A 13070-nucleotide genomic window follows, 5' to 3' on the forward strand; every position below is an offset into this window, starting at 1 on the left:
GTCCTGTCGGGCGCGCAACGGTCGCTGTAGCACCGTGAATGCTGCATGATCCGGCGTCTCCGCCGGATTGCCGGAGATGCGATGGCTGAAGACATACAACCCGATCCCTCCCTCATCGGTGGGGTGCCGACACCGCCGCTGGCCTTCCTGCCCGAGCCTGTCAAACTGTTCCAGACACGCGCGCGCCGCTTCGCGTTCCTCGCTGAAAGCAACGCGCTTGCGCCCTACCTCACCTTCCTTGCGGCGCTCTCCAAACTCCAGGCTCGCTTGGCAGTAACCCTTCCGCCCGTGACGGCGCCGACATCGGCGCGCGTCACCGAGGCGGTGCGCGCTGAAATGCCGCCGATCGACCGGCTGGCGCTTGTGGATGACCCCGGCCTTTCGGCGACGCTCGATGCGCTTCTCGAAGGTGCTGCCGAGATTTCCATGCCCGACGCCGCGCGCCTGGCGCTCGATGCGGTGCGAGCAGCTGAGGACGGCGACCGACGCTGGTTGCTGACCAACATGCTCTCGGATCAGGTTCCGGACGACAGTGCCGCTCCCCACCTCTTCGTCGCAGCCGCGGTGCAGGTGCACATGGCGCGGCTCGCCGCCACGCTCGATGCGGAAGCGCTCGTCCCCGTCGGCCTCGGCGTCTGCCCCGTCTGCGGCGGCCGGCCGGCGACGTCGTCGGTCGTGGGTACGCAGGGCGCCGAGAACGTGCGCTATGCCGCTTGCGCCTGCTGCGCCACGCAATGGAACGAGGTGCGGGTGAAGTGCCTCTGTTGCGGCTCGACCAAGGGCATCAGCTATCGTTCGGTCGAGACCTCGGAGGCGACGGTGAAGGCCGAGACCTGCCGGGAATGCCATTCCTGGGTCAAGATCTTCTACCAGGTGAAAAACCCGAGCCTGGAGCCGATCGCCGACGACGTCGGCAGCCTCGGCCTCGATATCCTGATGAAGGAGACCGATTTTCGCCGCGGTGGCTTCAACCCCTACCTCGCGGGGTATTGATGCCGGATTTTCGCGTGCTTCCCTCGGTCGACCAGATGCTGACCTCGCCAGAGGGACTGGCGCTGGCGGAAGAACATGGCCGCCTTGCCGTCGTCACTGCTGTCCGCGCCCGGCTCGAGATCGCGCGGGAGAAAATCCGCGCGGGGGAGGATGGGAGAGCGCTTGCGGCCGACCTGCCGCGCCGCGTTGCCGAAGAGCTGGCGATCGCTGCCCGCTCCGCCCTTCGGCCACTCATCAACCTCACGGGCACGGTGCTGCACACCAATCTCGGCCGCGCCATTCTTGCCGAGGAAGCCGTGCGCGCTGCGAGCGCCGCGATGGCCAACCCGCTGGCGCTGGAGTTCGATCTTGGCGGCGGCGGGCGCGGCCAGCGCGACGACCATCTGCGCGGCCTGCTCTGCGAACTGACCGGCGCCGAGGACGCCACCAGCGTCAACAACAATGCCGCCGCCGTACTGATCGCGCTCAATACGCTCGCCGACGGCCGCGAGGCGATCGTCTCGCGCGGCGAACTGATCGAGATCGGCGGCGCCTTCCGCATGCCCGACATCATGGCCCGCGCCGGCGCGAAACTGGTGGAGGTTGGCACCACCAATCGCACCCACCCACGCGATTATGAAGGCGCGATCCGCCCGGAAACCGGCGTCTTTCTCAAGGTCCACACGTCCAACTACCGGATCGAGGGTTTTACCGCCGAGGTGCCGGCGCCAAGACTGGCCGAGATTGCCCGCAAGGCCGGTGTGCCGCTCTTGAACGACCTCGGGTCGGGATCGCTCGTCGATCTCTCCTCCTTCGGATTGCGGCGCGAGCCGACGGTGGCGGAAGCGGTCGCCGAAGGCGCGGATCTCGTGACGTTTTCGGGCGACAAGCTGCTCGGCGGGCCGCAGGCGGGCCTCATTGTCGGCCGGCGCGATCTGATTGCCGCGATCAATCGCAATCCGCTGAAACGCGCCGTTCGTCTCGACAAGATCCGCGTTGCCGCGCTGGAGGCGACGCTGAAGCTCTATCGTGATCCCGACCGGCTGAAGGAGCGACTGCCGACGCTGCGCTTCCTCTCCCGGCCGGAAGCCGACATTACGGCACAGGCGGCTCGTCTCGCTCCGGCCATCGATGCGCTGCTCAAGGGACACGGCTATTCGGCGGCGCCCTGCGCCTGCCAGAGCCAGGTCGGCTCCGGCGCCTTGCCGGTCGATACGATCCCGAGCGCCGGGCTGCGGTTAACAGGCAGCGGCGGCGACGCGCCGGAACGGCTGTCCGCACGGCTTCGCGCGCTCCCCCTGCCCGTAATCGGCCATATCCGCGACGGCGCCCTGATCCTCGACCTGCGGTGCCTCGAGGTGGATGCGACGCTCATCGAGGCCCTGGCGGCGCTATGATCGTCGGAACGGCAGGGCATATCGACCACGGCAAGACGGCGCTGGTGAAGGCTCTGACCGGCACGGATGCAGATCGCCTTGCCGAGGAAAAGGCCCGCGGCATCACCATCGACCTCGGTTTTGCCTATGCCGACCTCGGCGACGGCACGGTCACCGGCTTCGTCGATGTTCCCGGCCACGAGCGGCTGATCCACACGATGGTTGCCGGCGCCGGCGGCATCGACTTCGCGCTGCTGGTGGTCGCAGCCGACGACGGCGTCATGCAGCAGACCCGTGAGCATCTCGCCATCCTCGACCTGCTGGGTATCACCAGAGGCATCGTCGCGCTCACCAAGGCCGATCTCGCCGGACCGGAGCGGCGCGGGGAAGTGGCTGCGGAGATCCAGGCCGCACTTGCCGGCACAGGTCTCTCAAAGGCGCCGATCCTTGCCGTCTCCGCCCTCACCGGCGAAGGCATCGAGGTCCTGCGCGCAGGGCTCGCCGCCGCCGAAGCGGAGACCGCCGCGCGCAGCGATGCCGGCCTGCTGCGCTTTGCCGTCGACCGCAGTTTCACGCTGTCAGGCGCCGGCACCGTGGTGACCGGCATGGTGCTCGGCGGTCGTGCGACGCTCGACGATACGGTCATCGTCAGCCCGTCCGGCCTGACCGCCCGCATACGCGGCATCCATGCGCAGAGCCGCAAGGCCGCGGAGGGGGCCGCCGGCCAACGCTGCGCGCTGAACCTTGCCGGCGAACGGGTGACGAAGGACGCGATCCGGCGTGGCGACGTCGTCCTCGCCCCGGCGCTACACGCCCCGACGGACCGGATCGACGCGGAGGTCCGCGTGCTTGGCTCGGAGGCCAAGCCGATCGGCACCTGGTTTCCCGTACGCCTGCACAGCCACGCGACAGAAGTCGGCGCGCGGATCGTGCCTCTTGCCGGTCCTCTCGATCCCGGGATGGAGGGCCTAGTGCAACTGGTCCTCGACCGCCCGATCGCCGCGACCATCGGCGACCGCTTCATCCTGCGCGACACCTCGGCCAGCCGGACGATCGGCGGCGGCCGCTTTCTCGATCTGCGCCCGCCGGCGCGAAAGCGCGGCACGCCGGAGCGCCTGGCCTTCCTTGCCGCCTCCGGCAACGAGGACCCGGCGGAAGCTCTTTCGGCCCTATCCGATCTGGCGCCGATCGCGCTTGCGGCTTTCCTTCGCGACCGTGGCCTGGGTGAGGAGGCGCTGTCAGGACTTCTGTTTGCCGCCGGGGCAAAAACCATCGGCGACCATGCGCTCTCGGCCGCAGCGATTGACGACCTGCGGGCGAGCCTGACCGACACACTCGCAGCCTTCCATGCAGAAAACCCCGAGCTTGCCGGCATCGGCCGCGAGCGGTTGCGGCTCCTGCTCAAACCACGCCTGCCGACGACAAGCTTCCTCGCGTTCCTCAGGGATGAAGCGGCTGCCGGTCGCATCGTGCTCGACGGCGCCTTCCTGCGGCTGCCGGGCCACGCGGTCCGGCTGTCGCCGGCCGACGAAGACCTGTGGCAGCGGATCCATCCGCATCTGGTCGACGACAATCGCTTCCGGCCGCCGCGCGTGCGCGACTTCACATCCCTTCTCAATGCGGACGAGCGCGACATAAGGCGCGTGTTGAAACTCGCCCAGCGGCTCGGGCAGACCCACGAGATCGCGCACGACCATTTCTTCGCCCGCGCCGTCGTGGAGGAGATGGCAGCCATCGTACTCGAGGTAGCAGCGCAGGCGGATGACGGCTGGTTCACCGCCCCCGCCTTCCGCGACCGGGTGCACAACGGCCGCAAGGTCGCCATTGAGATCCTCGATTTCTACGACCGGCTGGGCCTGACCTTGCGCAGGGGAGACTTGCGTCGCATAAATCCCCATCGCCGCGACCTGTTTGCACACTGAGGAAGGGAATCGTCTCCGGTGGGACGGCCGGAGCAGATTTGTTCTCTTCCCGTTCATTTTTGTGCCCTGGCGCTAAGTCTTGAATCAGAGCATCGTACTGTCCCCGCCTCGGTCTCAATCGCAATGAAGTCGCCTTGGCGATCGGCGTGAGCGTCAACACGGTCGACCAGATGGTGGACGAAGGTTTCCTCCCAAACCGCGACGGTGGCACAGCCGCAAGATTTGGATCGTCTCTGAGATCGAGCTTGCGATGCTGGAATGGCCGGTGGATGGCGTATCTACGTCAACAGGTCACGGCCATCCGTGTCGCCGACGTCCCTGAAGCGGACTTCGAGCGGCAGGCTGAAAGCGAAACGCCGCCGAACTCGCAGAGCAAGGCAAGCAGTCCGCCCCTGCGCCTAAGCCAGTCGTTCCTTCACCCTTGACTGCGCCGGCATCCTGCCCTGCCACCTTCTCCACGTCAGGCTCGCCGATGGCCGCGAGCTTATCGAAATCAATGGCGATGACGAGCCAAACGACTTCACGATTTTTGATACCGACGAAGTTATCCGTCGGGTCTAGGTTGAAATGAGCCGCGCCAACTTCCGCCAAGCCGATATCGAGCGGATCTTCCGTGCGGCACGCAACACGGGATCGACGGTGCAAGTCGATCTGCCGACGTTGGTTATCACTGTGCTTCCTTCCACTGAGCACAACAGCCCTGCCGCCAGACCAATATCGCCCCAGATGACAAGGAGAACTGGGACGACGAGCGAGTTCGCCGCGTGCCCGATACCGACGATACTCCTGCACCGAGCTGACAAGCCCGAGCCATCGAAGGCTATTCATTCCATCGCGCTTGAACAACGCCATCCAGGGCTTGGATGGCCCGGCCCAAGTGCGCGATGGTCGATCTTCTTCCCAATCCATCCTGCCCTATAAAGATACTGTTTGGTCCTCGCCACTTGATCGAGATCAGACATCGATCATCCAATCCCCCAGCACCGGATCAGCACGCTCTTGGCCCCGTCCTTTCGGGGCCATTTTTTTGTTGGAGTCTTGGAACCCATTTCTCGCATCAGCGTTTTTCGGTTTGTGGAACCCCGAGCTCCCCGATCAGGTTGCCACCTTCATTGTCCCCTCCGGATGTGAAGCCCCGATAAGTGCCCAATGGCCCCGTCATCCCCGGACGGGGCCATTTTTAAAGGGCGAGAAGCCGTCTGGCCCGTCACTGGTGCAGCGAACTACGCTGCCTGGCTTCTACTTTTGTTTGGAACCGTCAGGCATTATAGACGTTCCTGTAATGCCGTGCCCCACATCCCCTGTGGCTTATCGGCGGGCTCCATATTTCCCCCGCAATGGAGCCCCTGCGCCTAGCGCACTCGGTGGCCTCGTCGAAAATGGCGGGGTCATTGTGGTTATGTATCGCCCCCCCAGTCAACCTTTTGAATTGATCCGACCTCCTTTCTTTGGGCCATCGACTTCCTCAATCCGTACTCACCTGTTGGTGTGTTGCGTTGTCATCAATTCGGAGCATACTTCATCATCGCTGGGCAGTTTCCAGGGCCCCGACGACTGGAAGATCATCACGCTTTCGCCCCAAGTACAGGAGGTCGCGCGATGTCTACCACGACCCATTCAACAACCCTTTCCTCCCACGATATAGACGAGATCGACCAGATCTTCGTGGACATGCGGCGCGGGCTCGGCCTAACGCGGAATAGTGAGGCCGCAGAAGCAATCGCAAGACGCATCGTCAACTGCTACCAAGGCGGCGATCGGGAGAGCGGCGCTCTCCAACACATCATCGACTACTATAAATCGGCGGCGTTACGTCAGACACCGGCACAGAACAAAACTGAAGCGATCAATCGATGGGAGAATGAAGGTGGCGCTCTCGCACGCTTACCGCATGAGCGCTTGCTGGCATGGCCCGCCCCGCTTCATTCATAGGAGGCGTCGGTGCACATACCTCCAAAATTGGCAGTTCAACACCTTGGGTCTCGCGACGTTGCTTTGATACGGAGAGTTTTCAAAGCGGCATGTTCGAAAACTCGCACCCACCACATCAGCAAGGATGCCGACCGACTAGCAAAGTTCATCAGCGATGAATTCAGGTTCGGAAACAGAGATGAAGCTTCCCTTCTTGAATGTGCGCTCTGGTTCGGCACCGCCCGTATTCCGCCGGCGACAAGGGACGTCTCAACCGTCGACACCCAAGTTGCTGCGACACGAGAGGGCAGAGATCGGGTAGGCCTGCGGAAAACCGGCGTGCCCAAGAGCCAAGGCTAGACACGCTCGCGATTCCGCCACCGGACTTCCGTGTCATATGGCCTCGCAAAGGTGTTAGATTGGTTGTCGCACCACCCCACAGGGAACATTCCGCATGGGCAACCGTTCTTGCTGAGCCGAAGATCCACTCGCCCAACGGATCAAAGGCAGGGCTTCCGTCGCTGGTTTTAAGAATGAAGGCCCTTGGGTGTAGCACGGTTGGTATAGCACGCGCGCTTTCCCAACGACTATGAACAAGATCCGCCCAATCGCCTCGGCAAAACTGACGCCAAGAGCCATGGCCGCGATGCCGGTGACGCCGAGCGCACCAATCCCCATAAGCTTCCACCGCTTCATGTCGTCGGTAACTGGCTTCATCTCCGAGACGTCCTCGCCGATCGTAGAAACCGATGCCTCGACGTGCCCGAGACGATCGACAAGCTGATCCATGCGCTGGTGAACGGCAGCGCGACTGGTCGCCGCCTTATCCTCGGCTCGCACCGAGCCCTCCTCCAAGCGGCGGATCGATTCCTGCAGGCCCCGCATGCCGGCCACCAGTTCCCCAAGCTGGCGGTGAACCGCATCAATTTCCGTTGATGCCATCTCCTAGCGCCCTTCCCCATGCCTTGAGCATTCCGCCTTCGTCCAGATCGCCGCGGCGCAGATGCCGACGGCGGTCCGGTCTATTTTCCGTTGAGCTTCAGCCGTCGCCCCGTGCGCGCCGATCAGATCAGTGCCGACCACGCGCCTGAGACCGTCGACACTTGCCGGCGCCGTAGTCCCACACGCCGCCCCGATCGAGGCATAGGTCAAAATCGCTGCGAGCTCGCTGCATCACCGCTCGCATTGTTCTGCCTTTCAATCTTGGTGGTGACCGACCGGGCGCCGTCCTCGCGGATCTCGGCGACAAGCCAGATAAGAGCGGCGAGCGCGAGCCCGCCGATAATGACGCGCGGCCACATCTCAGCGGGCCGGTGCGCGGTACACCGACCAACGGCCGGTGACGAACATGAACGCGGCGATCGAACCGATGACGATCAGCAACGCCGCGATACCAGCGGCGTAGGGATTGTTGACACCGAGAACTACCGAAAGACCCGCGCTGCCGAACAAACCGCCCACGGTTGTCAGGGCCGTGCCGCTCTGGCTGGCTGGCACGTCCTCGGCTTTGGCCGCGTCCGGCGTGACATCCGTGACCCGGACCGGCGATCTCGCCGCCTCGAGCGCATCCAGAAAGCTCCGATAGTACCCTGCGATCAATGACGCCTTGTCGGTGCTGATGATCGCGCGGGCGCCGACAGGATCATTGGCCACCTGGTTGAAATAGTCGGCGAGCTTCTTGCCGGTGAAGAGACCACCGATCATGCCGTCGAAGAGGATGCGGATCGCGGTCGCCATCTCGGCCGCCTTTTCAGGGGCGTCGGCGATCCCGAACTTGGCATAGTTGTCGTGGCCGGTGATCTGCGGCAGGCCACGGGTAGCGCCAGCCATCATCGGCCGCCTTGCTGCCCATCCGGCCGCCGTATACCTTGTTTGCGAGCTTGCGCGGATTGCGGGCGTAGCGCTTGGCGCTGTCGAGATCCGGAAAGCGTTTCGACCAAACCTGCGTCAGACGTTCGGCCGAGTAATTCAAGTTCTCGGTCACCGGCTGCATCGTCGCCACGGTTTCGTGGAAGGTGATCGCGAGCATGTAGGCCAGCCACCGGTTGTCGAGCACCTTGCCGGTCGACTGGCGCCGATCCCACTCGTCGAGGATGGCGATCATGCCATCCTTCTGAGACTGCTTCATGCTCACGCCAAAGGGCGCGCGCTTCGCGTAGGCGAAGAACGTTCGCGGTTCATCGGATTTACCTCTTCGTTCGGAAAAACAGGCCACCATCCAAGGCGCGGCATGATGCCGGCTGGGGGAACTTCTGGCATCAAACAACCTTCCGATCAGTGAACGCCCAGTCGGTGTTCGAGGGTTTCACCTTGGCAAAGCGCTTCATCATCAGCGCGTAGCGAGACGCTGAAATCACGTCGTCGCGCTCTTTCACGATTTTCCCATCTTTCCGGTGATAGAAGCCGGAACTCTTCGAACCAGTGCGTGCAGGTCGAGAACACCTTCCAGCGTCCCGTCTGCATCCTGTCGAGCATGTCGGCCAAGCCAGCCTCGACACCGTTGGTGCCGTCATCAGACGTGGCGCGCTCTGGCAGCATGTTCAGGCCATGACCGCGGTACTGCGCCGCAAGCTGCTCGCCCGAGCCCTTGTCGTGCTGCAGACCGTCGTGAGGCCACGACCACGGCAACCAAGAGCCCCAAGGCTTCAACGTCCCCGGAGTCCGAGGGCTGCGGAGAGTTCGCGGGCGCGCTCGACAAGCTGTTCATCCGTCAGATTGTCCAGATTGTTGACGTTGACGTTCAGATCCTTCGGCAGGATCGGGGCCACGACCCGCAGATATTGCTCCGGCTTTTCCTTGCGGACCCGCTCGATGACATCCTGGCCGTGGTCCTCGAAGTCAGCGTGCATCGCCTCGAGAAAGGCCTCGCCGAGCTTGTTGCGGGCGCCCTTTGGCCGGCCGGGATTGCCTGCCTTGAACTGGTGTTCGATCGGAGGCATCGGTTTCCCCGATTTCCCCCGTTATTTCGGGTCTCATCTGTCATGTTTCATGCCTTCGGCGATTGCCTGCGCGAATTTCTCGTGGCGCGCGTTCCTTAGGACGGGCATTGATCCAACCTCGGAGAGTGGGAATGGCCGAATTCGCTTGCTATTCCCCCGCCGTTGACAGCTAGCTCTTTTGTCAACAGGAGACGCGCAAATGGCCAAGGGTCAGGTACGAAGCAATAAGGAAGCCAGAAAGCCCAAGAAGGACAAGGCCGCCGCGAAACCCGCTGCGCCGACGTTAGGGTCTCAGGTGAAGGACACCAAGAAGTAACGTCAACACCGACGTTCGCGCGGGCTATGCGCTAAAAAGCAGAAAACGAAAGCCCCGCTACCGGGTGACAAACCGGGCGGGGCGACCTCCAGCTTATGAGGCTGGCGAGCTACCGGGCTGCTCTACTCCGACAAAAACCCCACTTCCACGCAACTGTGGTACACTTCCAGTGTTGCCATGCGGCGACCGGAAACCATGATCCCTTCTTAACCGCACCGGCCGCGCGGCCTCAATTGAGCGCTTGCGCGTCCAATTGCCAGAAGTGCTCGACCTGACAATGGCGACGAATGCCGAACTGCATTCACAGCGCTCCAATTAGGAGAATAGCGCCATGTCAAATCGCCTCGTTTTCTCGCTTCTCATTGTTTCCTTCAGCATCTTGATGGTCTGGGCCTTCAGGCCCGCCCCGACCATCTTCACTGGACATGATGAATCACCGCCCAAAACGGCCCAAGCCGAAAAAACTGACCGCATCCCCAGTGACGCGGTCAAATACTAACCACCTCACGGTGCAGTTGGACAGCCGAAGTAACCAGCCGTGTGAAGAACCATCATCCACTTCTGGGCCTGAAAGAGCCTAACGTCACAGAGGTTGCTTCCTTCGTTGACGATCTAGGAGCCGACCCCCTTGAGACTTCCCAGGTCGCGATGTTGATCGACGCGCGCCAGCAAAAAAGGCCGGGCGAACCCGACCTTCCACATTCCGCCTCAATGGCCACTGCCAGTACATCGGTGGTCAAAGACCAGAGCGATATTATTATGCAGCCGAAAGGTTGCCTGCCGCGCTCTTGCCGGATCTGGAATCCTGCACGATTTCGAAGTTGACCTTTTGCCCCTCAACGAGCTCCCTCATACCAGAGCGTTCAACGGCGGATGCGTGAACAAAAACGTCCGTTCCGCCGTCGTCAGGGGCAATAAATCCAAAGCCTTTGGCGCTGTTGAAGAACTTCACGGTTCCAATATTCATAACGATTTCCTTTCCATCGCAATAAAAATACTTGGCTGACATGGGTATCAGCCAAGCAAGAGATCGATTTTGAGAGGAAAGGTCGGCTTAGACGCCAAAGCGAGAAAACAAATCTCAACAGGCAAGATCGATGGGGAACGACTACAGACTCATTGTGTCCTCAACAAGTCGGAGGCAGCCACTGCTGTAGAAACAAAAAAGGCCGGGGCGAAACCGCACCGACCTTCCTCATCATCACCTTTTCACCAGTGCCAGTACATCCGTGGTCAAAGGCATCAGGTGATGGCGGCGTTCGCGAGCGGCAGAAGTTTTCCAGCGCTCATCAGCGATTGCCGATGGAGGTGATATAGGGGGCAATTGCGGTTAACGCAAGTCCGACGTCGCAAATTCACAATTTCTCATTGCGAAGGGCAGCAGAAGGGCGCAGTGTCGATCCTTCGGTGGCCATTTAAAGGGCGCCGCCGCTCAGGCGATGCCTGGCCCCAAAGAAAGGAGGACTTATGTCTTCCGTCCTACTTCCCTATTCATTGTCCGCAGACCTCCGAAAGATCAAAGAGATCATGGCCCGTTCTGAGCTCATCATCTCAGAGAGTCCCCAGCCGTCTCCAGACGTCCGGCGCTCCGCGCGCATCATCCGAAACTTTCGCGCAGGGACCACATATCCCTCGTTCGATAAGAAATAGGAGGAGGCGATGGCCTACTTAGCTCGACAACGTGTAGCCCTACTCCATTTTGCGATTCAAGCTTCGCCTACCCTGGCAATAACGTTTATCGTCTACATGACGCTTCGAGATCTCTTCTGAGCCCAGGCTGAAAAAGGGCGGCTTCGGCCGCCCTGAGCGATTTAACGCACCTCCTCGATGCAGTCTGTGTGCGGATGGCGGCCTAGCTCATCTTCCGATATTGGTCGGGCTTTCCATCAGGCGCCATCCACGCGTGCAAACCCGATGTTATTGATTTGCCCGTGCTTTGTGCCTCCTCGTGTGCCACCTGTAAACCGGCGGTATCCTTCAACAAAATTGAACTTTTGGCGACTTCGCTTTCAATTTGTTGAAGTGACTTCTCAATCCAGCGGTAGAGCGTTCGTCTAACCCACGCCTTTTTCTGCGGCTGGCGCCGGTTCGGATGTCGATGTACCGGCTCCAGTCCCATCCGCGGGCCTTCACCTCGGCATAGGCGAAGAGAACGACCCGCATTTCATGGTGCCACACCGAGCATGGTACCCAGGCAAGCGCCTCCTCCATCCTGGTAATCCGTTCTCTCGATCGCTTCGCCCTCCGCTCGACGCTCGCATCGATCGCGCTATTTCGTTGGCGTGTGTGCATCCCGCCGGTCTCGTGGCCGTCGATAAAGTCGAGCGTGATCAACTCGGCTTCGGAGATCAGGAAATCGGGATGGAGTTCCCGTACATCTTAGGGCCAACGCGGCCGGGCATTGCAAGATCGGTGTCGATCGCCTCTATCAGGCGCTCTAGAATGGCAGCCTGCGTGTCGGTCAGCGACATGCCCGGGTCCGCTTCCCGAAGGAGGCGGGCGTCGGGATCTCCTTGGAAGTCCCGACCGTCTGACTTGTAGTACCGCTCTCCACCGAGCCGGCCTTTCTTCCGGTCGATCTGGAACCCGTGTCAATGCCGCTCGAATTCTCCCCAAAAGTGCCGAAGTAAAATTCCCCACTTATGCCGACGTGGGCGGCACGAAGGCGTGACCATTTTTCGGTGGCCGTCCGCGTGGTTTCGGTGGTGGCGCGAAGGCGGGCGGCGTGATGAGGGCTTTGGAGCGGACGTGCTCTTGCATCAGTTCCGCATGTTGTCGCAGGCGATAGCTTGATCCTTCGATCTGAATGACGACGGCGTGGTGAAGGAGCCTGTCGAGCAGCGCGGTGGCGACGACGGGATCGCCAAAGACGTCACCGCGTTGGAAAGAGATCGAAATTATGCACTCCGTCCTATTGCCCGATTTGATCCGATCAAAGGCAGAATCCGTACTGGTGTTGTTGACTAAAATACGGAGAGTCTTTGATGGACGCGATTGTTACCGACAGCGATGTTTTGTTCCCATCGTATCGTCCGACCCAGGCGGAAGCGGAGTCAGCCGTACGCACCTTGATCCGTTGGGCCGGTGATGATCCGTCTCGCGAAGGCCTCCTCGATACACCCAAGCGGGTGGCGAAAGCATATCGTGAGCTGTTTGCGGGATACGATGCGACGCCGGAAGACATCTTGGCGACGACATTTTCTGACGTCGCCGGCTATAGCGATATGGTCATCGTTAAAGATATCGAGTTCCATTCGCATTGCGAGCACCACATGGTGCCTTTCCATGGCGTTGCCCACATCGCCTACATCCCCGAAAGCGGGGTTCTCGGTCTTTCCAAGATGGCCCGACTGGTCGACCTTTACGCGCGCCGGCTGCAGACGCAGGAAACGATGACAGCCCAGATCGCCGCTGCTCTCGAGGAAAGTTTGAGGCCGAAAGGTGTTGCGGTGATGCTTGAAGCCGAGCACATGTGCATGGCAATGCGCGGCATTCAGAAACATGGTGCCAAGACAATAACGACGACGTTCATTGGAAAGTTCGAACGATCGGCCAGAGATCAGGCAAGATTCATTCATTTCGTGCGCGGTTAGGAAACATGGGCCGACACGGCACCATCGCTGAAAGAACCTGA

15 protein-coding genes and 2 pseudogenes are annotated in these 13070 nt (G+C 61.5%); 6 read left to right on the forward strand and 11 right to left on the reverse strand.

Features of this window, described 5'->3' with window-relative positions:
* Nucleotides 1-81: 81 nt before the first annotated feature.
* The 4 genes from fdhE (at nt 82) to JVX98_RS03855 (ending at nt 6202) form a co-directional block, all read left to right on the forward strand.
* Nucleotides 82-993 carry a formate dehydrogenase accessory protein FdhE gene (gene fdhE, locus JVX98_RS03840; RefSeq protein WP_205236922.1) on the forward strand — a complete coding sequence of 304 codons (912 nt, stop codon included), beginning with the start codon at nt 82-84 and terminating at the stop codon, nt 991-993.
* A complete protein-coding gene (gene selA, locus JVX98_RS03845; RefSeq protein ID WP_205236923.1) occupies nt 993-2369 on the forward strand; it encodes an L-seryl-tRNA(Sec) selenium transferase in 1377 nt (458 codons plus the stop codon). The genes fdhE and selA overlap by 1 nt, the downstream gene beginning before the upstream one ends.
* The gene (gene selB / locus JVX98_RS03850; protein WP_205236924.1) at nt 2366-4270 is read left to right on the forward strand and encodes a selenocysteine-specific translation elongation factor; all 1905 of its coding nucleotides are present in this window, start codon (nt 2366-2368) and stop codon (nt 4268-4270) included. The genes selA and selB overlap by 4 nt, the downstream gene beginning before the upstream one ends.
* 1599 nt (nt 4271-5869) lie before the next feature.
* Nucleotides 5870-6202: a hypothetical protein gene (locus JVX98_RS03855; RefSeq protein ID WP_205237031.1), complete on the forward strand. Its 333-nt coding sequence runs from the start codon at nt 5870-5872 to the stop codon at nt 6200-6202.
* Nucleotides 6203-6595: 393 nt separating this feature from the next.
* Here JVX98_RS03855 and JVX98_RS03860 read toward each other — a convergent pair whose 3' ends face one another.
* From JVX98_RS03860 to JVX98_RS03885, 7 genes and pseudogenes are all read right to left on the reverse strand, one after another.
* Complete coding sequence (locus tag JVX98_RS03860) at nt 6596-7123, reverse strand: DUF1515 family protein (protein ID WP_205236925.1); 528 nt, start codon at nt 7121-7123, stop codon at nt 6596-6598.
* A 3-nt stretch (nt 7124-7126) separates the two neighbouring features.
* Nucleotides 7127-7336 (reverse strand): hypothetical protein, encoded by a 210-nt coding sequence (locus JVX98_RS32200; protein ID WP_246764895.1) that lies wholly within the window; start codon nt 7334-7336, stop codon nt 7127-7129.
* Nucleotides 7330-7482: a hypothetical protein gene (locus JVX98_RS03865; RefSeq protein ID WP_246764868.1), complete on the reverse strand. Its 153-nt coding sequence runs from the start codon at nt 7480-7482 to the stop codon at nt 7330-7332. Before JVX98_RS03865 ends, JVX98_RS32200 begins: the two co-directional genes overlap by 7 nt.
* A gap of 1 nt (nt 7483) precedes the next feature.
* On the reverse strand, nt 7484-7918 hold the full coding sequence (locus tag JVX98_RS03870; RefSeq protein ID WP_205236926.1) for a hypothetical protein: 435 nt from the start codon (nt 7916-7918) through the stop codon (nt 7484-7486).
* 13 nt (nt 7919-7931) lie between these two features.
* Nucleotides 7932-8285: a hypothetical protein gene (locus tag JVX98_RS03875; RefSeq protein ID WP_205236927.1), complete on the reverse strand. Its 354-nt coding sequence runs from the start codon at nt 8283-8285 to the stop codon at nt 7932-7934.
* A 154-nt stretch (nt 8286-8439) separates the two neighbouring features.
* Nucleotides 8440-8830: pseudogene (locus JVX98_RS03880) on the reverse strand (DNA packaging protein); the annotation flags it as partial.
* A complete protein-coding gene (locus tag JVX98_RS03885; RefSeq protein WP_205236928.1) occupies nt 8827-9120 on the reverse strand; it encodes a hypothetical protein in 294 nt (97 codons plus the stop codon). The gene JVX98_RS03885 and the pseudogene JVX98_RS03880, both read right to left, overlap by 4 nt.
* Before the next feature lie 647 nt (nt 9121-9767).
* Here JVX98_RS03885 and JVX98_RS03890 point away from each other — a divergent pair.
* Nucleotides 9768-9935: a hypothetical protein gene (locus JVX98_RS03890; RefSeq protein WP_205236929.1), complete on the forward strand. Its 168-nt coding sequence runs from the start codon at nt 9768-9770 to the stop codon at nt 9933-9935.
* Between the two features lie 258 nt (nt 9936-10193).
* Here the strand turns inward: JVX98_RS03890 and JVX98_RS03895 are convergent, their stop codons facing one another.
* The 4 genes and pseudogenes from JVX98_RS03895 to JVX98_RS03905 form a co-directional block, all read right to left on the reverse strand.
* Entirely contained in the window at nt 10194-10403 is a 210-nt protein-coding gene (locus JVX98_RS03895) for a cold-shock protein (RefSeq protein WP_192449324.1), read from the reverse strand.
* 1010 nt (nt 10404-11413) lie between these two features.
* On the reverse strand, nt 11414-11770 hold the full coding sequence (locus tag JVX98_RS32205) for a hypothetical protein (protein WP_246764869.1): 357 nt from the start codon (nt 11768-11770) through the stop codon (nt 11414-11416).
* Nucleotides 11771-11784: 14 nt separating this feature from the next.
* Nucleotides 11785-11907 carry a hypothetical protein gene (locus JVX98_RS32515; RefSeq protein ID WP_256442645.1) on the reverse strand — a complete coding sequence of 41 codons (123 nt, stop codon included), beginning with the start codon at nt 11905-11907 and terminating at the stop codon, nt 11785-11787.
* Nucleotides 11908-12076: 169 nt separating this feature from the next.
* Nucleotides 12077-12313: pseudogene (locus JVX98_RS03905) on the reverse strand (ATP-binding protein); the annotation flags it as partial.
* Nucleotides 12314-12420: 107 nt separating this feature from the next.
* Between JVX98_RS03905 and folE the strand changes: the two are divergent.
* Complete coding sequence (folE, locus tag JVX98_RS03910) at nt 12421-13029, forward strand: GTP cyclohydrolase I FolE (protein WP_205236930.1); 609 nt, start codon at nt 12421-12423, stop codon at nt 13027-13029.
* The last annotated feature ends 41 nt before the right edge of the window (nt 13030-13070 follow it).

The sequence above is a fragment of the Ensifer sp. PDNC004 genome, from assembly GCF_016919405.1.
GTDB lineage: Bacteria > Pseudomonadota > Alphaproteobacteria > Rhizobiales > Rhizobiaceae > Ensifer.